Raw genomic sequence first — 17,928 nt, 5'->3', positions numbered from 1 at the left:
GTCACCCGGTCCGGTTCTGGACGGGGGCCGCCGGGATATGAGCGATCCATTGACCGGACTACGGGGCGACACGCCGAGGTAGCCAGCACAACCAGTTGACGGTGAGTCGGACGATTCGGCTGAGTGGTTGTGCGTAGAGCAGCACGATCACGCCGGCGACCCGGGACCGCAGCGGCAGGTCGTGGCCGGAGAGCAACCGGCCCAGCAGCGCGATCCGCTCCGGTTCGGGCAGCGGGGCGTTGCGGGTGACCGTCTGAGCCGGCGGTCGAAGCGGCCGGGCGAGCTTGCTGGCCATGGCCCAGAGCAGGAAGCCGCGGAGCAGGAAGCCGCGGAGCCGGTTCCGTTCGTGCTCACCGCGATCGGCGTGCCAGGCGTCGATGTCGGCCTGGCAGCAGGTTCCCAGGGTGCGGCCGCGGTCGGAAAGCCAGCCGAGGAACTCGGTGGCCGCCTTGACCTGCCCGGAAGCGAAGTAGCGCGCGGAGGGGGTGAGCGATTCCCGGGTAGCGCGGCGGCGCAGCCGCGTCAGGACCTCCCAGGTCGCGAACCGCCGCACGATCTGCTCGTGATCGGGGACGCTGATCCCGGCGAGGTATTCGCCCAGCCAGCGTTCGAACGAGCAGATCTGCTTGTCCACCGGTGGCAGCACGCCGTAGGACATGAGCAGCTCCCGCAGGTGCCCGGCTGCCCGCCAGGGCTGGAGGCGGTGGAACGCCTCGTGGGTGAGTTCGATGTCGCCTTTTCCCAGGCCGCGCAGCAGCCTCGTCGCCGCGCCGACGTTCGGTAGACGCCCGTCGAGCCAGCTCAGCCCGGTGCGCGTGTTCTTCATCGCGACGAGCATCCGGTGCAGCGGAACCAGCTCGGGGCGGATCCGGCCGGTGCCGTCGTCCAACAGCTCGGCGACCCGGTCGGACAGGGTGCAGCGGGTGCAGAGGCGCCCGGCGCGCAGCTGGCTTTCCTGGTCGCAGCGCGAGCAGGCGTAGGACGGGCGGAAGCCGGCGCAGCCGGTGCAGATCGCGACGGCGTCGGCCGGCCGGAGACCGGGGAGGATCCGGTGCTCGCCGCACTCGGGGCAGCGCCCGCGGAGGCGCATGGCGCGGCACTCGCACGTGTGGCAGACCGGCCCGTCCGGCCAGACGGCGGCGAAGAAGCCGAACCGGCCGCAGCGCGCGCAGGTCCGCTTGTGCCAGCGCTCGAGCTGCTCCGGCGTGCGGTAGGCGGGACTCACTCGCCGGGCAGGATCCGGGCGGCCCGGGGACGCAGCTTCGCGACCGCGGCCGACGGCGTGGGGCGGTCGTCGGTGGCGGGTCTTGCGGACGCCGGCGTTCTCCGCGGTGGTGGCCACCAAGTCGGCCGGGCTGCAGCCGAGGATGTCGCAGAACGCCGACAGCACCTGCAGCGAGAGCCGTTCGGGGGTTCCCGAGACCAGACGGTGGACCTGGGACGCGGACAGGTCGATGCCCCGTTCCTGCAGCAGCGGAACCAGCTCGGTGGCGGTGAAGATCCCGCGGGTGGCCATGACCTCCCGCAGCCGCCAGGTGTAGCCGACTTTCCGCTTCACGACTGTGCTCCCGGGCTCGCCAGGGCCGCGGCGACCACGCTGTCGAGGTGACGACGCAGAGTGCGTTTGCGGAAGTCCGAGCTCACGCAGGTGTAGATCGAGGTCGTAGACGCGTGTTCGTGACCGACCTGTTCCTGGACGAAGCGCGGGTCCCAGCCGTCCTCGATCAGGTGCGTGACGTAGGGGCGGCGGAAGTCGTGGGGTGTGAACTGGGTGGTGCGGAAACCGGGATGCTCTTCGGCCAGCGCGGCGCAGCGCCGTTTGATCATGTCAGGACGGTGCCGCCGGCGATGACCCGGTCGCTGGACCCGATCCGGCGCTGGAACAGGAACGGCAGCTGGGCGCTCCAGACCTTGTCGTGCGGGTCGAACCTGCTCAGCAGTGAGATGCCGCTGGCGGGGATCGCCGCATGGCGCACTGTGCCGGCCGCAGGTCCACGCGAGCTGCGCCGCCCGGTTACTGCGCCGGTGGGCTCACCGTTCCCGCGGCGCCCTCGATACCACTCTGCGACAGCTCTACGCCGTCACCAGCCTGCTCAACCTGACCGAGCACCTGGTCGCGGAAGAGTTCCTCGACAGCGCCGGTGTCCGCGGTCTGCTGAACCAGCGGGCCGCGCTCAGCGACGAGTGCGCCGACCGGACCACCGAGATCCTCGGCTTGCTGAACGTGCCCGCGGCGCTGTGCGAAGGTGCCCATTGCCTATCCCGACTACGCCCACCGCGCCGTCACCGCCGCTCGTGACGCCTACCGGATGTGATCGGAAGGCACATCGTTACGAACTGGTCGTAGGAGCCCGGACATCGAGACGAGGACCTTCGAGCAGGAACGGGCGGACCGGGTTGAACTCTTGCCCAGCCAGTGTGAAAAATGGCCTGGAATGAATATCGATGATGGTGAAGGGCAAGGAGATCTTTCATGCGGAAGCTCGTGACCGTGGGGCTGGTGGGGCTGGGGGTACTGGTGGCTACCGCGGGCCCCGCGTCGGCTCAGTGGTATGACAGTGAGGCGTTGCCAACTGCTGCCCCGGGATCAACCGTGGTCACTCCAGATCAGTGGTATGACGGCGAAAGCCAGTCGGCCGTCGCCCTGACTGGTGATTGGAGCGGCGCAGACGCATCTGCCATCGGCGCCGCTCTTGCTAGGGCGGCTGCTTCGATCTGAGCGGTCGACCCGGCCGGTTTCCGGTTCCTGGCCTGGGTCGGCGAGATCCGCCGCAATCCTCTCAGCTCGCGTGTCTCGCCGGGGTTTCCTCGATTGCGGCGTCGGTGATCCTGGTTCCTGGGTCCGCCACCACGGGTCTGCTCGTAACCGCCAGGGACAGCCTGGCCGGGTGTAGCCGAGCGGCGAAGGTGCTGCACGTTTCCCAGCCGGCGTTGTCCGGACTGTTGCGGCGAATGTCCTCGCGGACGCGCGTGTGATGCCGGCCGGGGAGTCCGCGCTCACCGACCGGCGGTGTGAGCTGGCCGGGACCTCCGCGCGTCGGCGGGTACTGCGGGTCTCGGCATCTGGCGCTGTCGCGACGGTTGAGCGACCAGTCCTGGTACGACCCGGTCAGCGTGCACGAGGATCACGACGAACCGGTGCTGGCCGGTGTTTTCCGCCGGTTTGTGCTACTTCGCGCTGATCTGCCTTGTGCTGCTGCCGGACCGGGTTCTCCCGGACGGCGTCGAGGGCGTGGCAGCACACTCGCGGGAACCGGGTTTTCATGGTCCTGGACCGAGATCACCCGCCAGCCCAGCTGGAAGTAATCTTGCTCTCCGGAATCGCCGAGCACCCTTGGGTGGACGACCCGGTGATCGGTGTAGCTGCAGGGCGGGCACCCCCGCTCCAGCGTGGCCTTCGATCATTCGCCACTCAGCTTCGTACCGGCACTCTCGACCAGGTCGCCGGCTACGAGGCCAAATCCGTCGCACTGCACCGGGTGATGGAGCGGGCCGCCGCGGCCTCCTGGCCGACGGCTGCCTATCCCGCGAACGCCGAGGCCGTCAACAACCCGGTCGCCGGGCACTCCGCTTGGCGAGGACACCAGATCTGACCGGGCTCACCCGGACGCATGGGCGCAGATCACCTCAGCCCCGGCGCTCGCACCGTTCCCACGGTTCCGAAAAGCTCGCCGGAAACCGATGGCTGATCGGAACCTGTCCCGTGCGCCGGAGCGGCTCGGCGTCCTCGGCAATCGACGCTGAGCAGCTCGTGACGTCACCGAGCCCCGACCGATCCCGGCGCCTTCCACATGTCTAGCGGGGCATAGCCAGCCGACGCCGCCTGGGCGATGGCGCCCTTGCCCTGCGAACTGACGGCCGAGCCCTGCGCGGCGGGCCACTGCTGGGTCTGCGCGACGGCCGGTCCGGCCATCGACACGACCGCACCGGCCACCGCGGCGATGAGCGCACTTACCGCCCCGCTCCTGCGAACCTTGGGCATTGCGAACCCCTTTCTCTCTCCTGCCACTCCGGAAAAGATCAACGACCTGCATGAGGCTACACAGCACCATTGGCAGAGTCAGCGATGAAACCGGCTCCAGCTGCGAGGTATACCCGAACGTCCACCGGTTCCTGACCGAAAGCCCTCCACCCGCCGCGCTGGTGCCGTGTCAGGCAACGTTGACTACGTCATCGATTCTCGCGTCGGGGAGATATTGGCCGGCTCAGTAATTATGCGTGGTCAGGCCGCGCCTCTGCCTGAGTAGCGCGAAGCATCGATCGACAACGTCATGGCCTCGGCAGGACAGTGCAACTGGTGGGCCTTGGACGGAACCAAGTGTGTGGCGAGGTTTGCCGAGAACACTGACCGCTACAACCGCGACACCAGTACCGACAGCGCATCGCCGGTTCACCGAGCGGACCGAGACCGGGCTGTGGCGGCAAGTGCACCACGCAGTGCCGGACAAACTGAGCTACCGAAGGCTGGTCGACCGGTCGCGCGTGGTCCTCGACGGAGCATCCGTCCGGGTCGTAGGGAGGGCGGGCCGACCGGTCCGAGCCCGGTCATCGCGGCCACCCTGTTCGAAGATCCACACGCTCTTCGACTGGAACGGCCGCGCTAAATAGTCGGAATCGAAGCCCAGTTCGATAAAGGCCTATGAGGAACATTGGAACGGAAACCAGCGCTAAGGCCGAGAGTTACTGGTCAGAGGGCTGCCGGTGAGCTTCTCCGGAAATGGACTGTGATCTGCGTCATGGGTGCCGGTGGGTGTGGGGTGGGCTCACTCGGTCCGGCACTGGACGGCCTGCGGGGTGCGGGGTGCGGCGCCGGATCAAGGTGCCCGTGGTCAGCGTTGCTGGTGGGCGGCGGTGTACTGCTCGTCGGTGACGGGTTCGAGCCAGGTGGTGCCGTCGCTGTCGTCGGTGCCTTCGAGCATGGCGATGTGGCTCATGCAGGTGGTGGAGGTGCCGCCGTGCCAGTGTTCCTCGCCGGGCGGGGTCCACACGGTGTCCCCGGCGCGCATGCGGATGACCTGGCCGTCGCGGCCGGCGACGTAGCCGATTCCTTCGGTGACGTGCAGGGTCTGGCCGCCTGCGTGGGAGTGCCAGTGGGTGCGGGCGCCGGGGGTGAAGCGGACCAGTGACGCGATCAGCCGCGATGGCGGTTCGGCTTTCTTGATCGGGGTGACGTAGACGTCGCCGGTGAAGGCGGCGGCGGGGGCTTTTGCGGTGTCGTTGACGGTGGTGCGTTCCACGGGGGTCTCCTTCAGTCGGTGACTTCGGTTGTGGTCGGGTGGCGGGTTACGGGCGTAGCAGGGTTTTGATGGCGCGGCGTTCGTCCATGGCTTGGTAGCCCTCGGCGACCTGGGCGAGGGGCAGGTCGAGGTCGAAGACCTTGCCGGGGTTGATCGTCCCGGTCCAGATGCGGTCGATGAGGTCGGGCAGGAACCGCCGCACCGGTGCGGGCCCGCCCGCCAGCCGCACGTGGGAGTAGAACAGTTCCTCACCCGGCAGGGTGACGTCGTGGGAGACGCCGACGTAGCCGACCGCGCCGCCGGGTCGGGTGCAGCGGATGGCCTGCATCATCGATTCCTGGGTGCCGACGGCCTCGATCACGCTGTGCGCGCCGAGCCCGCCGGTCAGGTCCTTGATGCGGGCGACGCCGGCGTCGCCGCGTTCGGTGACGATGTCGGTGGCGCCGAACTCGGTGGCCAGTGTCTGGCGGGATGCGTGGCGGCTCATCGCGATGATCCGCTCCGCCCCGAGCTCGCGGGCGGCCAGGACACCGAGCAGGCCGACCGCGCCGTCCCCGATCACGGCCACCGTCGCACCGGGCCGCACGTCGGCGGCGACCGCGCCGAACCAGCCGGTGCCCAGGACGTCGGAGGCGGCGAGCAGGCTCGGCACCAGGTCGTCTGACGGCAGGCCGGGGGTGGCGACCAGGGTGCCGTCGGCGAGGGGGACCCGCAGGTATTCGGCCTGCGCGCCGCCGGCGCCGACGAACTCGCGGTGCACGCAGGAGGTGTGGAACCCGGCCTGGCAGATCTCGCAGGTGTTGTCGGAGGCGAAGAACGAGCCGATGACGAACTGGCCCGGGGCGATCGTGCTCACCTGGTCGCCGGCCTCTTCGATGATGCCGACGTACTCGTGGCCCATCGGTGTCGGTGCGGTCACGGGATTGACGCCGCGGTAGTCCCACAGGTCCGACCCGCACACACACGTCGCGGACAGGCGGATGATCGCGTCGGTCGGGGCCTGGATCGCAGGGTCGGCGCGGTCCTCGAACCGGACGTCGCCGGGGGCGTAGAGGACAGCTCCACGCATGATGGGGTGCTCCTTCTCGTGGTGAACCGGCAGGGCGGTGGCCTGTGCCGGCAGGTGGGTGGGGTCAGCGGGCGGTGTAGCCGCCGTCGACCGGCAGGGCGACGCCGACGACGAAGCTCGCGGCGGGGCTGCACAGCCACAGCACGGCCGCGGCCATCTCCGCCGCGGTGCCGAGCCGCCCGATCGGCTGGTCGGCGGCGGCCTGGTCACGGTCGAGGTCACCGGCGTCGATCATGGCGGTGACCATGGGGGTCTCGATGGTGCCGGGGCAGATCGCGTTGATCCGGATTCCGCGCGGCGCGTACTCCAGGGCGGCGCTGCGGGTGAGGCCGAGGACGCCGTGCTTGGAGGCGTGGTAGGCGGCCCGTCCGGGCAGCCCGACCAGCCCGCCGAGGGAGGAGCAGTTGACGATCGCGCCCGAGCCCTGCTCGCGCATCCAGGCCAGTTCGTGTTTCATGCAGGCCCAGATCCCGCGCAGGTTGACGCCGTTGACCTGGTCGAACACCGCCGCGGTCTCCTCGGCCGCGTCGGTCACCGGCGACTGGATGCCCGCGTTGTCGTAGGCGGCATCGAGACGGCCGAACCGCTGCACGGTCGCCGCCACCGCCGCGGCGACCTGGTCCTCGTCGGCGACGTCGCAGTGCACCGCCAGCGCCGGGTGGCCGGCGTCGGTCAGCGCGCGTTCGGCGGCCTGCAGCGCCGCGGTGTCCACATCGGCCAGGGTCACTGCGGCGCCGGCGTCGGCGAAGGCCCGCGCGGTGGCCAGGCCCATACCCGACCCGGCGCCGGTGACGAAGGCGACCTGCCCGGTGAAATCGTAGGTGGGGTTCACGGCACTGCTCTCTCTCGATCCTGCCCGGTGCTCACGCCGGCGCGGTGGTGGTGCTGGTGCGGTGCTAGCCGCGGAAGACGTTCTTCGCCACGGCCATCGCGGCCATGGCCTGGGGCCACCCGGCGTAGAACGCCAGGTGGGTGATCGCCTCGATCAGCTCGGTCTCGGAGTTGCCGTTCTCCTGGGCCAGCCCCAGGTGGTAGACCAGCTGCTCGGTGTTGCCGCGTGCGGCCAGCGCGGTGACGGTGACCAGGCTGCGGTCCTTCGGGCTCAGCCCGGTGCGCTTCCACACCTCGCCGAACAGCACGTCGTCGGTGAAATGCACCAGCCCCGGCGCGAAATCGCCGAACATCTTCTGCGCACCGGAAGGCTCCGGGGTGGTGTTCTCGTCAGTCACGGGGTGTCCTTTCCCGACCGTCCTGTGTGGAGGTCTGAGGTGTCGTCATGTCACGGTGTGATCGTGATGTCCGGTTCTAGTCGCGTGCACGCAGTCCCGCGACCGCAGTCACCGCGGCGGCCGCGGCGATGGCGGCGGCCAGCAGCAGGCTCACCGTCATCCCGGTGCCCATGCCCGCCGGCGCGGCCAGCAGGCCCCGAACACGGCGACGGCGAGCGCGCCGCCGAGCTGGCGGCTGGTGTTGAGCACGCCGCTGGCCGTGCCCGCCTGACGGCGGGGAACCGCGGCGAGCAGCACCGCGATCACCGGGGGGATGACGGTGGGACCGCCCAGCCCGACCAGCACCATCACCACCGCGGTCACCCAGACGGGGGCACCGGGCGGGATCAGCGCGAGTGCCGCGAGTCCCAGCGCCATCAGCGCCAGGCCGCCGGTCACGACCGGCCGCGGCCCGGTCCGTTCCACCAGCCGCGGCACGGGCGGGGTCAGCACCAGCCCGACGAGCATCATCGGCAGGAACACCACCCCGGTCCCCAGCGGCGAGAGGCCCCGCTGCTGCAGCAGCACGCTCATCACGAACGGCATGCCGTAGTAGCCGACCATGAACGCGAACCCGATCACCACCGCCACCGCCACCGCCCGCGACCGCACCAGCGGCAGCGGCACCATCGGATGCGCCACCCGGGCCTGGACCGCCACGAACGCGACCAGCGCCACGACCGCGAGCCCGAACGCCACCAGCACCGCCGGATCGCCGAACCCGGCCCGCCCGGCCTCGATCGCCCCGAACACCAGCGCCGCCATCGCCACCGCCCCGGTGACCTGCCCGGCCCAGTCGAACGGCACCGGATGCCGCCGGGAGCGGGCCGTGCGGGCCAGCAGCACCAGCGCGGCCGCGCCGACGGGCACGTTCACCAGGAAGATCCACCGCCAGCTCGCCAGCGTCAGCAGCCCGCCGGTCACCGGCCCCGCCGACGAGGCCACCGCGCCGCCCATCGCCCACACCGCCACCGCCCGGGCCCGGCTCACCGGATCGGGGTAGGCCTGGCCGATCAACGCCATCGACGAGGGCATCACCACCGCCGCCGCGGCGCCCTGCACGCACCGGAACGCCACCAGCACCCCCAGCGACGGGGCCAGGCCACACGCCACCGACGCGGCCACGAACACCGCCATGCCCCACCCGAACGCCCGTTTCGCCCCGACCCGGTCGGTCAGCGACCCGGCCGAGAGCAGCACCGCCGCGAACAGCAGGGTGTAACCGTCGACCACCCACTGCAACCCGGCGAGGCCACCGCCCAGATCGGCGCGCATGCTGGGCAGCGCGACGTTGACGATGACCGCGTCCAGGGTCACGACGAAAAACCCCAGCAGCGCCGCCAGCAACGTCGTCCCCGGCGCACCGGGCGCCCTGCCGGTGCCCGCGGCGCCAGCCGCCCGGGCGTCGGCGGCGGGGGTGTCCGCCGCGGGCGGGGATGCCGGCGAGGTGGTCGAGGTGGTGCGGGAGGGGGTCACACCACGATGCAACGCCGCCCCGCGCGCCTGCGGCAGGTCGCATCGTTCCGGGTCATGGCGTGACCCCCCTCCGGCCCGGTGACGGTCGTACCGTGGAGGGCATGAGCGCCAAGAGCACCGACGTCCGGGACTTCCTGCTCACCCGCCGGGCCAAGATCACCCCCGAGCAGGCCGGCCTGACCGTCTACGGCGGCAACCGCCGGGTGCCGGGCCTGCGCCGCGAAGAGGTCGCGATGCTCGCCGGTGTCTCGGCCGACTACTACACCCGCCTGGAGAAAGGCAACCTCGCCGGGGTGTCCGACAGCGTCCTCGACGCCGTCGCCTCCGCCCTGCACCTCGACGAAGCCGAACGCGTCTACCTGTTCGACCTCGCCCGCACCGCGAACGCCGGCGGCCGCCCGCTCCGGCCGGGCCAGCAGCGGCGCCGCCCCCAGCAGCGGGTCAGCCCCATCGTGGAGCAGATCCTCGACTCGATGACCACCACTGCTGCGTTCGTCCGCAACGGCCGCCTCGACATCCTCGCTGCCAACCCGCTGGCCCGCGCCCTCTATTCACCCGTGTTCGACAGCCCCACTCGCACCAGCGAGCACACCCCGCCCAACCTCGCCCGCTTCGGCTACCTCGACCCCGCCGCCCGCGACTACTTCCCCGACTACGACCTGTCCTGCCACACCTCGGTCGCCATCCTGCGCACCGAAGCCGGCCGCGACCCCCACGACAAAGGCCTGTCCGACCTGATCGGTGAACTCTCCACCCGCAGCGAGGACTTCCGCACCCGCTGGGCCGCCCACGACGTCCGCCTCCACCGCACCGGCGTCAAACACTTCCGCCACCCCGCAGTCGGCGAACTCGTCCTCAACTTCGAAGCCATGCAGCTGATGACCGACACCAGCCTCACCCTCACCGCTTACACCGCCGAACCCGCCTCACCCACTGCCGAACGGCTGCAGCTGCTCGCCAGCTGGGCGGCCACCGACACCCGCGCCGCGCCCAGCAACCGCTAACCCGTCACCTCCCTTCCGCGTGGATCCCCACGGCCCCGCAGCAGGTTTTCCGCCGTGACCGTGTCCCTGCCCGTGACGGCCTGTGAGGCACATCGGAACGGAAAAACGGGCCGTGGTGACAGCTGCGGCCCAGCACAGGCTACCGATCGGGAGCTCTCTGACCAGCAGTGATACACGGATCCTGAATTTTCGGGGTGATAAAATCACGCCGAAAATTCAGCCGGTCCGCCGGTCTCGGCTGTGATGCCGGCGTTGAGGCGTCCGCTGTAGATGCGGTAGGCCTTGCGCTGGGCGGGTGTTGCCCGGTCGGTGCCCAGCGCCGCGGCCGCGGTCAGCAGCGTGTGGTGGACGGTGGGCAGCGCGGTGACCTGGAGGCTGTAGCCCTGGCCGCGGCGGATCTCGCGGCCGCGGCGCAGAGCGTGGCGTTCGGCCTCTCCCAGGTCTTCGTGGCCGGTGAGGTGGCGGGCGATGGCGCCGGGGATCTCGATCCGTACCGGCGTCGCCTCGACAGCGGCCGGGTCGGGTTGCTCAGGCCGGCCGGGCATCAGGTCGGCCACGGTGGTGCGGACGGCGACGCGGCTGACGTCGTGTTCGCGGGCGAGGGCGGCGATGCTGGTGCCGTTGCGGTAGGCCTGCCGGACTTCGCCGGTGACGCCGAGCTGTTCCAGCCGTGGCCGGCGGCCGGAGGTCGCGCCGGCGGCGTGGGCGGCGGCGAGGCCGTCGCGGGTGAGTTCGTTCTGCAGGTCGCGCTGGAACTGCCCGACCGAGACCAGCACGTTGACCAGCATCGTGGTGGTCGCGTCGCCGGCGGCGAGGTCGACGATCCCCGACAGCGGGCCGGACAGCACCCGCAGCTTCACTTCGTGGGTGCGGCACCAGTCCCGGACGGCGAGGATGTCGGCCAGGTCGCGGCAGAGCCGGTACAACTCGGAGACGGTCAGCCGGTCCCCGGGCCGGGCGTACCCGGCCAGCTCGCGCATCCCGGCGCGCTCGAGCGCGGGGATCTTCGACGAGGTGGCCGGGTCGGTGAACAGCCGGACCCCGCCGGCGCCGCCGGTCAGGCCGGCCTCGGCGAGCAGGTGGGTCTGGCGCAGGGTGCTCTGCTCGTCGGTGGACACCCGCGTGTAAACCAGCTCCGACACGACCCGCCCCTCCTCCAGCCGCCGGGCGCGGCCGAAGAGGACTCTAACTGTCGTCAAACCCTGTCGTCATTGCCCATTGGCCCGCATTGGATTGTGGCGGCGCCGCGGCGGCCGCTCCCAGGGGCTCGGCCGATCCGGTGAGCCGCCTGGACGGGGTGTCGTCAAAGGATCCTTTAACGACACCTATGGAGAAGTGGCGCCCCTGGGGGTGTGGTGATCGTGGTGGCGAACAGGTCGGTCAGTCGCCGGGTCAGGTCGGCGACCTCGGGGCTGGGGCCGGGGGTGGCGGCGGTCAGGGCGCCGTGGCGGGTCAGGGTCAGGAGTCCGTGGGCGTAGATCCAGGCCATCAGGGGAAGGTCGGTGTGCTCGGGGCCGGCGGTGGCGTCGGCGAGGACGTCGAAGGCGGCGGTGCGGGCGGCGAGGAACCGGTCGTCGGACTCGACCGCGGGGATTACGAGTTCGCCCTCGCGGGAATGGCCTCCCGGTTCGAGCACGTCTTCGCCGGTGACCACGCCCTTGGGGGCAGCCGGCACACCGTGGCGGGCCTGCGCTCGTGGTTCGAGCGCCTCTACCGCCTCGCCCCCGACCTGGCGTTCACGGTCAAGCACATCGCGGTCAGCGGACCGCCGTGGAACACCACCGCGGTGATCGAGTGGCGCGACGAGGCCACCCTCGCCGCCGGTGGCGACTACGCCAACGACGGTGTGCACGTGGTGCGTATGCGCTGGGGCAAAGCGATCAGCCTGCACGCCTACCTCGACACCGCGGTCTTCGCCGATTCCTGCCGCCGGATGGCCCAGGCGGGAATCACCGAGGCCGGCGCCGCCCCCATCCAGGACTGAGGATCCTCTCGCTCGTGCGGGGTTGCGGGCGGATCGCGTTTACGGCGCAAGGATGATTTTGCCGGCGATGCCGCCGTTTTCGGCGCGGCGGAGGGCGATTCCGGCGTCGGCGAGAGAATAGGTGGAGTCGATCGGCGAGGTCAGGGTGCCCGCGGCGAGGAGGCCGAAGAGCTCGGTGAGGTCGCGGTGCAGATCGTGGTGGAACGCCTCGGTGTTCTTCCGTCCGGCCCACAGATCGAAAAAGTGGGCTCGGCGGCGGTTGGGCAGCAGGTTCCACAGTTGCAGGCGCAGGTAGTGGCGCATGAAGTACGTCAGGGGGTGGGCGGCGTGGAGGACTCCGGCGTCGCTGAGGCTGACGAGGACGCCGCGGGGGGCGAGCATCCGCCAGGAACCGGCGATTCCGGGACCGCCGATGTGGTCGACGACGCCGGCTACGCCGTGCGGTGCGAGCTCGCGAACGCGCCCCGCGACGTCGTCGCGGCGGTAGTCCACCGGGATCACGCCGTGTTCTCGCAGCCGTTGCTGCTGCACGGTGCTCGCGACGCCGATGACCCTCAGGCCGGCGTGCAGGGCGAGCTGCACGAGGATTGAGCCGACGCCGCCGGTGGCGCCGAGGACGACGATCGTGGCGCCGGCTGGGGCGTCGATGCGCCGCAGCACCCGCAACGCGGTCAATCCGTTGGTGATCACGGTCTCGGCCTCGGCCGCGGTGAGCGGATCGTGCACCGGGACGAGGCCGGCCGCGGGCCGGAGCACCTGTGAGGCCCAGCCCCCGGTCTTGGTGAGCGCGGCGACCCGGGTGCCGACCGGGACGCGGTCGTCGGGGGTGCCGAGCTCTTCGACGATGCCGACCAGGTCGTAGCCCGGGACCAGGGGAAACGGTGGCTGCTGGTAATACTTCCCGCGCCGCATCGCCTGTTCGGCGGCCGAGACGCCGGTGGCCTCGACGCGGATCCGTGCGTAGCCGGGTTCGACCGCACCCAGCTCGCGGGTGCGGCGGGCCAGCGATTCCGGCTCGCCGGGCCGGGTGAACACCATTTCCGTGGTCTGCACAGCTGCCTCCTGGCGTACGGGTGAGGGGCGGGAGATTCTTGGGGACGGGTTCATTGGGGCGGAGTCCTCAGGAACGGACGCCGAGCTGGCCGAGCAGGACGTGCATGTCCGAGTTGACCCAGTACTCGGCGATCCGGCCGTCCTCGATACGGAGCATGTCGGTGCCGGTGAAGTCGACGGGTGTGCCCGGGGCGGCGGTGGCGCCGGGGAAGCCGCCGCTGTAGTGGCCGGTGGCGCGCCAGCGCAGGGCGACGTGGTCGGTGTCGGTGAGCGGCCCGACCTCGAGGGTGAACGTCAGGTCTTTCACCGCGGCCCGTGTGCTGGTGATCCAGCCGGTGAGGGCGCCGGCGTCGTCGATCGAGTCTTCGTCCGCTCCGCCCAGCAGGGCTGCGTGCAGCCGGAACTGAGGGGAGATGATCGTCTCGGCGAGGTCGGGCTCGCCGTTCCACAGTCGTAGCCATGCGGCGATCAGCTGGTGGTGGGGCCGCGTCGGCGCGGTCAGTGTCGAGATCATGGCAGCGCTCCGTTCATTGAGGCAACGCAGTAAGCAAACACTGTAAGTTTACTGAGCGCAAGAGACCACGGCATGTAAGTTCACGATGTAAGCTTTCGTCATGGGTTCATCGGTGACGCCTACGTCCCGCCGGGCGCGGAACCCGCGGGGACAAGGCCGGCAACTGCGCGAGGACATCGTGTCCGCCGCGCATGCGCTGCTGCACGAGGCGGGAGAGGACGGGGTGACCCTGCGGGCGATCGCCCGCAGGATCGGGATCAGCGCCCCGTCGATCTACGCGCACTTCACCGACCGGGAATCCGTTCTGCTGGCCGTCGCGATCGACGCGTTCGCCGACCTCACCCGGTATCTGCGGGCCGCTGCCGATGCCGCGGATACCGGGAGTGGCGGCGAATCCGAAGTCCTGCGGGCCGTCTGCGCGGGCTACCTGCGTTTCGCCCGCGAACACCCCGCCGACTACCAGGTCATGTTCGGCGGAGCCTGGAACGGCGCCCGCGCCGTCGAAACCGGCGCGGTCACCACGGAGCAAGTCCGCGAGCTGGGAGCGGAAGCGCTGACGGTGTTCGCCACCGCGCTGCGGCGCTGCCACGCCACCCACGACGCGGTCCAAGAGGACATCGCCACGGCGGCCACCACCGTCTGGGTCGGCTTGCACGGCCTGGCCCACCAGCGCATCGTGGCCCCCGGATTTCCCTGGCCCGCCGACGCCGAGGCCCACCTCATCGCCAGGCTCACCGGCCTTCCCGCAACCCCGCACCCATGACCCGGCAACCGGCGCTCACCCTGTAGCCGAACAGCTCGCACGATCTCGTGACCGCCGCGCCGCCGTCCCGGTCTGTCGAGTAACCCCGGTGCCGCCACCATAGGCGGCCCTGGGTAAACGAGCCCAAGCACCGGCAGCCGGACGAGCAGACGCTGGTGACAGCCGATGACCGCTAGATTCGCCGACCGCGAAGCCTCTACCCCGTGGCCATCTCCAGCGTCCCGTCGCTGTGTGGATTCTGCACCGTGCAGCACGTGCGACCGCGCACTGTCACCCGCTGCCCCGGCAGTTCTCGTGATCGCGCCCGCATGCGGCGTCTACGCGAGGTCGTCCTCGTCTTCGTCGTCGTGCACGGCCTCGGGATCGGCCAGCGGGCGTAGCCCGCCGGCGAGGCCTGCGGGCAGGAGGAACGAGTATTTGCCGAGCATGTTGATGTGGCGGTGGCGGAACGGGGAGAGCCGGGCGGCGTCGGCGTCGCGGACCTCGGTGCCGTCGGCGCGCAGCTGGGCCAGGATGGCGTCGAGGTAGCGGGTGTTGAACAGCACCACGGCGTTGAGGACCAGGCCGAGGGCGCCGAGCTGGTCTTCCATGCCCTCGTAGTAGCGCTGGCGCTGTTCCCCGCGGCGCCCGTGGAACAGGTCACGGCCGAGGGCGTGGCGGCCTTCCTGGAGGTTGCCCTGGGCTTTCATGGTGCGCCGGTAACCGGGTTCGTCGGCCATCCGCAGCACGTGCAGGGACTTGTGGATCCGGCCGTAGTGCGCGATCGCCTCCCCGAGCTGGGTGGGGTTCCCGTCGCGCGAGAGCATCCGGATCACGTCGTGCGCGCGGACCGCGCCGGTGTGGATCGAGGCGATCACCCGCAGGATGTCCTCCCAGTGCCGGCTGATCCGGCCCAGGTCGATCTTCCCGCGTGCGGTGGTGGTGAACGGCCCGTAGTCGGCTTTCGGGTTGATCCGCCACAGCTTCTGGTCGGGCAGGTCGGCCAGCTGCGGCGCGTAGGTCCACCCGGCCAAGGACAGAAGTCCGAAGACGATGTCGCTGTAGGAGGCGGTATCGGTGACGATGGTCTGCGGGCGGACCCCGCCGTCGCGGTCGTAGAGCACGTCCAGCACGTGCAGCGAATCCCGCGGGGTGCCGGCCACGACCTTCGCGCCGAGCCCGGCGGCCTGGTCGTTGACCATGTTCAGCCAGGTCGCGCCCTTCTTCCGGTTGAAGTACCTCGGGTTGTAGCCGGCGTGCAGGGTCTTGACCGGCACGACGAACCGCATCCCGTCCACCGACGCGACGTGCCCGCCGCCCCACAGCTGCGCCAGCCCGATCCCGGCCTGGGCGTCGATCAGCGCGGCGTTCGCGGCGCGGATGGTGTCCAGGCGCAGGTAGTTCGCGTTGACGTGGGCGAGGCGGTCCCGGGTCAGGGCGGGCATCCCGGGTTTGAGCACCGGGCGCCAGCCGATGTTGCAGGCCTCGGCGACCAGCAGCGCCGCGATCGTGACGTTCAGGTCCGACAGCCGGGCCTCGCCGCCGGTGATCGAGGTGAACGCCGCATCGGCGCCGGTCCAGGAGAACACCTCCAGCAGCACCTCGGGCAGGTCCACGCGCGGCATCATCAGGTGGGTGAGGCCCCGCAGGTTCGCCAGGCTCGGCGGGTCCGCCTCGGCCTGCAGCACCTTGAGGTGCAGGCGGCCGGCGTCGTCGAAGCTCACCGCGGCGTTCGCCGGCAGCCTTCCCGCGACCTCGCGGTAGGCGGTGTCCAGCTGCGCTGCCTGCTCGGCCAGATGCCCGGCCGGCTCCTCCGGGAGCCCGAGGCTGGCCAGCACCATCGGTTTCGTGCTCGTCCAGGCGTCCCCGGCCAGCAGCTTCGCCCGCGGATCGCCCCACTTCGAGGAGTTCACGGCGAAGATGTCGCGGCGTTTGAGGCAGCGGTGGAACTGTTCCAGCACACAGAACGTCCAGGCCCTCCAGTCGATCGTGCCCGGCTCCAGCTCCGGTCCCGCCAGCACCAGCCGCCGCCACGACCCGGCCAGCAGGCTCTGGTCGATCTCGGTGGCGCCGACCTTGTTCCGCCCGCCGCCCCACAACCCCGGTAGCGCCTTCAGCGCACGCAGCACCGCCTCGCCGTCCGGGGCCGCGCCGAACCGGATCACCTGGCACAGCAACGGAAGGAACGGCCGCACCGTCGGATACCGCTTCACCAGCTCACCCCGCCACGCCGCGTCGGCGTCCTCGTCGGCCGGGCCGGCCAGCGCGCCGATGTCGGCCAGCGCCTGGGAGATCTGCGCGCGCGGCACCACCGCCTCGATCTGCTCCCACACCTGCGACAGGCTCACCGGCTCGAACGCGACGTCCACCTCGTAGGCCACACCCTGCGCGATCTCCTCGGTCGCCGACGTGGCCTCCAGCAGCACCCCCACCACCGCGGCCAGCCGGATCGAGGCCTTCCCCAGCTTCGGCCAGGTCTTGACCTTCTGCTTGGCCGATTCCCGCTCCGCTCGCGCCAGCAGCTTGCTCGTGATCAGCACGTCCAGCAGGTCCAGCGCGTCATCGACCGCGCGGGTCTGCAGATACACCACCGTGGCCAGCAACGTCGCCAACCGCCGGCCCTCCGGGTGCCGGCGCAGCAGCGTCGCCTTGCCCTCCATCCCGTACCGGGACAGCTCCGCCAACCGCCGCGGCGGCACCACCGACGCATCCACCTCCCCGAGCCCCAGGCCCAGGATCTCGCCCGCACGCTCGAGCGCAGCGACCATCGCCGGGCCCGACACCCGCGTCGGCGGCCGCCGCAACGCGTCCAACGGGGAATACCGGTCACCCGCGGCGACCTCCAAAAGCCCGTCCAGCAACGCTTTCTGCTCCCCGGTCAGCAACGCGTGCAGCGTCTCCCACAACCGCTGCGTCGCCGCGTCCCGCCGCGACGCCACCAGCCTGACCAGCGTCGACACCCCCGGCAGCAGCACCCGCCGCTCCCGCAGCCACCCCACCGCCGCGTCGAACAACGCCTTCGGCCCGTCCCCGGTCGTCCACGCCCGGCCCTCGACCCACTCACCCAGCTCCAGTTCGACCAGGGTGAACTCGTGCCAGCCATCGGCCTGGCGGATCTCCCAGAGATGCTCCAGCCGGGTCTTGCCCCTCTCGCTGTAGGCCTTCACGCACGACGGGTCGTCGATGTCCAGCTGCTCAGCCAGGTACTCCACCAGCTCCAGCGGCACCCCAGCGAGCGGATCATCGAAGAACCTGCCCGTGAAACGGACCGTGGCCAGCTGCACCGCGAACCCCAGCTTGTTGTGATCACGCCGCTTCGGCTCGATCAGCACCCGGTCCACATCATCGAGGAAGAAGTACCGCTCCAGCTCCGCACGCGAGAACCCCTCGCCCGGGAAACTGCCGTACGCCGACGCCTGATCGTCGGACAGAAACTCAACCGGCAACGCATCTCTCCTGCTGCTGCAACCCGCCCACCGCGGCGGAACCGCCAGCACCCCACCAGCACCACCAGGCACGCGTCAACCAGCAGAACCCCAGGTCAAACCATGATCAACGCTTAGCGCCGTTTTCCGTTCCGA

19 protein-coding genes are annotated in these 17,928 nt (G+C 70.6%); 4 read left to right on the top strand and 15 right to left on the bottom strand.

What is annotated here, in order from left to right:
• Positions 1 to 58: 58 nt before the first annotated feature.
• The 4 genes from NYF13_RS21640 to NYF13_RS21625 are packed head-to-tail and all read right to left on the bottom strand — an operon-like array spanning position 59 to position 2,254.
• Positions 59 to 1,558: a helix-turn-helix domain-containing protein gene (locus tag NYF13_RS21640; protein WP_315659174.1), complete on the bottom strand. Its 1,500-nt coding sequence runs from the start codon at positions 1,556 to 1,558 to the stop codon at positions 59 to 61.
• Complete coding sequence (locus NYF13_RS21635) at positions 1,555 to 1,827, bottom strand: tyrosine-type recombinase/integrase (protein ID WP_315659172.1); 273 nt, start codon at positions 1,825 to 1,827, stop codon at positions 1,555 to 1,557. Before NYF13_RS21635 ends, NYF13_RS21640 begins: the two co-directional genes overlap by 4 nt.
• Positions 1,824 to 1,976, bottom strand: coding sequence for a hypothetical protein (locus tag NYF13_RS21630; protein ID WP_315659171.1), 153 nt, complete (start codon positions 1,974 to 1,976; stop codon positions 1,824 to 1,826). Before NYF13_RS21630 ends, NYF13_RS21635 begins: the two co-directional genes overlap by 4 nt.
• Before the next feature lie 38 nt (positions 1,977 to 2,014).
• Positions 2,015 to 2,254, bottom strand: coding sequence for a hypothetical protein (locus NYF13_RS21625; RefSeq protein ID WP_315659170.1), 240 nt, complete (start codon positions 2,252 to 2,254; stop codon positions 2,015 to 2,017).
• Positions 2,255 to 3,338: 1,084 nt separating this feature from the next.
• On the opposite strand from NYF13_RS21625, the gene NYF13_RS21620 reads away from it, so the two are divergent.
• Positions 3,339 to 3,593: a hypothetical protein gene (locus tag NYF13_RS21620; RefSeq protein WP_315659169.1), complete on the top strand. Its 255-nt coding sequence runs from the start codon at positions 3,339 to 3,341 to the stop codon at positions 3,591 to 3,593.
• Positions 3,594 to 3,757: 164 nt separating this feature from the next.
• On the opposite strand, the gene NYF13_RS21615 is transcribed toward NYF13_RS21620, so the two are convergent.
• The 6 genes from NYF13_RS21615 to NYF13_RS21585 form a co-directional block, all read right to left on the bottom strand.
• Positions 3,758 to 3,982, bottom strand: coding sequence for a hypothetical protein (locus NYF13_RS21615; RefSeq protein ID WP_315659167.1), 225 nt, complete (start codon positions 3,980 to 3,982; stop codon positions 3,758 to 3,760).
• 847 nt (positions 3,983 to 4,829) lie between these two features.
• Positions 4,830 to 5,237, bottom strand: coding sequence for a cupin domain-containing protein (locus tag NYF13_RS21605; RefSeq protein WP_315659165.1), 408 nt, complete (start codon positions 5,235 to 5,237; stop codon positions 4,830 to 4,832).
• Positions 5,238 to 5,283: 46 nt separating this feature from the next.
• Positions 5,284 to 6,306 carry a zinc-dependent alcohol dehydrogenase family protein gene (locus tag NYF13_RS21600; RefSeq protein WP_315659163.1) on the bottom strand — a complete coding sequence of 341 codons (1,023 nt, stop codon included), beginning with the start codon at positions 6,304 to 6,306 and terminating at the stop codon, positions 5,284 to 5,286.
• Between the two features lie 64 nt (positions 6,307 to 6,370).
• Entirely contained in the window at positions 6,371 to 7,138 is a 768-nt protein-coding gene (locus NYF13_RS21595; protein ID WP_315659162.1) for a glucose 1-dehydrogenase, read from the bottom strand.
• A gap of 64 nt (positions 7,139 to 7,202) precedes the next feature.
• Positions 7,203 to 7,490, bottom strand: a complete 288-nt coding sequence (locus NYF13_RS21590) for a carboxymuconolactone decarboxylase family protein (protein WP_396287697.1) — start codon at positions 7,488 to 7,490, stop codon at positions 7,203 to 7,205.
• A gap of 201 nt (positions 7,491 to 7,691) precedes the next feature.
• Positions 7,692 to 9,050: an MFS transporter gene (locus NYF13_RS21585; protein WP_315659160.1), complete on the bottom strand. Its 1,359-nt coding sequence runs from the start codon at positions 9,048 to 9,050 to the stop codon at positions 7,692 to 7,694.
• A gap of 101 nt (positions 9,051 to 9,151) precedes the next feature.
• Here NYF13_RS21585 and NYF13_RS21580 point away from each other — a divergent pair, with 101 nt between their 5' ends.
• Positions 9,152 to 10,054, top strand: coding sequence for a helix-turn-helix transcriptional regulator (locus NYF13_RS21580; RefSeq protein WP_315659159.1), 903 nt, complete (start codon positions 9,152 to 9,154; stop codon positions 10,052 to 10,054).
• 203 nt (positions 10,055 to 10,257) lie between these two features.
• Here the strand turns inward: NYF13_RS21580 and NYF13_RS21575 are convergent, their stop codons facing one another.
• Both NYF13_RS21575 and NYF13_RS21570 read right to left on the bottom strand, forming a co-directional pair.
• A complete protein-coding gene (locus NYF13_RS21575; RefSeq protein ID WP_315659157.1) occupies positions 10,258 to 11,196 on the bottom strand; it encodes a recombinase family protein in 939 nt (312 codons plus the stop codon).
• Positions 11,197 to 11,369: 173 nt separating this feature from the next.
• Entirely contained in the window at positions 11,370 to 11,690 is a 321-nt protein-coding gene (locus NYF13_RS21570; protein WP_315659155.1) for a hypothetical protein, read from the bottom strand.
• On the opposite strand from NYF13_RS21570, the gene NYF13_RS21565 reads away from it, so the two are divergent.
• Positions 11,670 to 12,038, top strand: coding sequence for a nuclear transport factor 2 family protein (locus NYF13_RS21565; protein WP_315659154.1), 369 nt, complete (start codon positions 11,670 to 11,672; stop codon positions 12,036 to 12,038). The two genes, NYF13_RS21570 and NYF13_RS21565, sit on opposite strands and share 21 nt — an antisense overlap.
• Positions 12,039 to 12,077: 39 nt before the next feature.
• On the opposite strand, the gene NYF13_RS21560 is transcribed toward NYF13_RS21565, so the two are convergent.
• Both NYF13_RS21560 and NYF13_RS21555 read right to left on the bottom strand, forming a co-directional pair.
• Positions 12,078 to 13,091 carry a zinc-binding dehydrogenase gene (locus NYF13_RS21560; protein WP_315659153.1) on the bottom strand — a complete coding sequence of 338 codons (1,014 nt, stop codon included), beginning with the start codon at positions 13,089 to 13,091 and terminating at the stop codon, positions 12,078 to 12,080.
• Positions 13,092 to 13,158: 67 nt separating this feature from the next.
• Complete coding sequence (locus NYF13_RS21555) at positions 13,159 to 13,605, bottom strand: ester cyclase (protein ID WP_315659152.1); 447 nt, start codon at positions 13,603 to 13,605, stop codon at positions 13,159 to 13,161.
• 100 nt (positions 13,606 to 13,705) lie between these two features.
• On the opposite strand from NYF13_RS21555, the gene NYF13_RS21550 reads away from it, so the two are divergent.
• A complete protein-coding gene (locus NYF13_RS21550; RefSeq protein ID WP_315659150.1) occupies positions 13,706 to 14,368 on the top strand; it encodes a TetR/AcrR family transcriptional regulator in 663 nt (220 codons plus the stop codon).
• Between the two features lie 317 nt (positions 14,369 to 14,685).
• Here NYF13_RS21550 and NYF13_RS21545 read toward each other — a convergent pair whose 3' ends face one another.
• Positions 14,686 to 17,793 (bottom strand): Tn3 family transposase, encoded by a 3,108-nt coding sequence (locus NYF13_RS21545; protein WP_315659148.1) that lies wholly within the window; start codon positions 17,791 to 17,793, stop codon positions 14,686 to 14,688.
• Positions 17,794 to 17,928: the final 135 nt, after the last annotated feature.

The organism is Amycolatopsis sp. PS_44_ISF1 (assembly GCF_032335455.1).
Classification (GTDB): Bacteria; Actinomycetota; Actinomycetes; order Mycobacteriales; family Pseudonocardiaceae; genus Amycolatopsis.
This window is presented reverse-complemented; position numbering and strand designations above follow the sequence as displayed.

Excerpts from the sequence above, each read along its gene's own strand:
- NYF13_RS21635 (WP_315659172.1), bottom strand. The coding sequence starts at position 1,827 with ATGATCAAACGGCGCTGCGCCGCGCTGGCCGAAGAGCATCCCGGTTTC.
- NYF13_RS21625 (WP_315659170.1), bottom strand. The coding sequence starts at position 2,254 with ATGGGCACCTTCGCACAGCGCCGCGGGCACGTTCAGCAAGCCGAGGAT.
- NYF13_RS21615 (WP_315659167.1), bottom strand. The coding sequence starts at position 3,982 with ATGCCCAAGGTTCGCAGGAGCGGGGCGGTAAGTGCGCTCATCGCCGCG.
- NYF13_RS21600 (WP_315659163.1), bottom strand. The coding sequence starts at position 6,306 with ATGCGTGGAGCTGTCCTCTACGCCCCCGGCGACGTCCGGTTCGAGGAC.
- NYF13_RS21590 (WP_396287697.1), bottom strand. The coding sequence starts at position 7,490 with ATGTTCGGCGATTTCGCGCCGGGGCTGGTGCATTTCACCGACGACGTG.
- NYF13_RS21580 (WP_315659159.1), top strand. The coding sequence starts at position 9,152 with ATGAGCGCCAAGAGCACCGACGTCCGGGACTTCCTGCTCACCCGCCGG.
- NYF13_RS21565 (WP_315659154.1), top strand. The coding sequence starts at position 11,670 with ATGGCCTCCCGGTTCGAGCACGTCTTCGCCGGTGACCACGCCCTTGGG.
- NYF13_RS21555 (WP_315659152.1), bottom strand. The coding sequence starts at position 13,605 with ATGATCTCGACACTGACCGCGCCGACGCGGCCCCACCACCAGCTGATC.
- NYF13_RS21550 (WP_315659150.1), top strand. The coding sequence starts at position 13,706 with ATGGGTTCATCGGTGACGCCTACGTCCCGCCGGGCGCGGAACCCGCGG.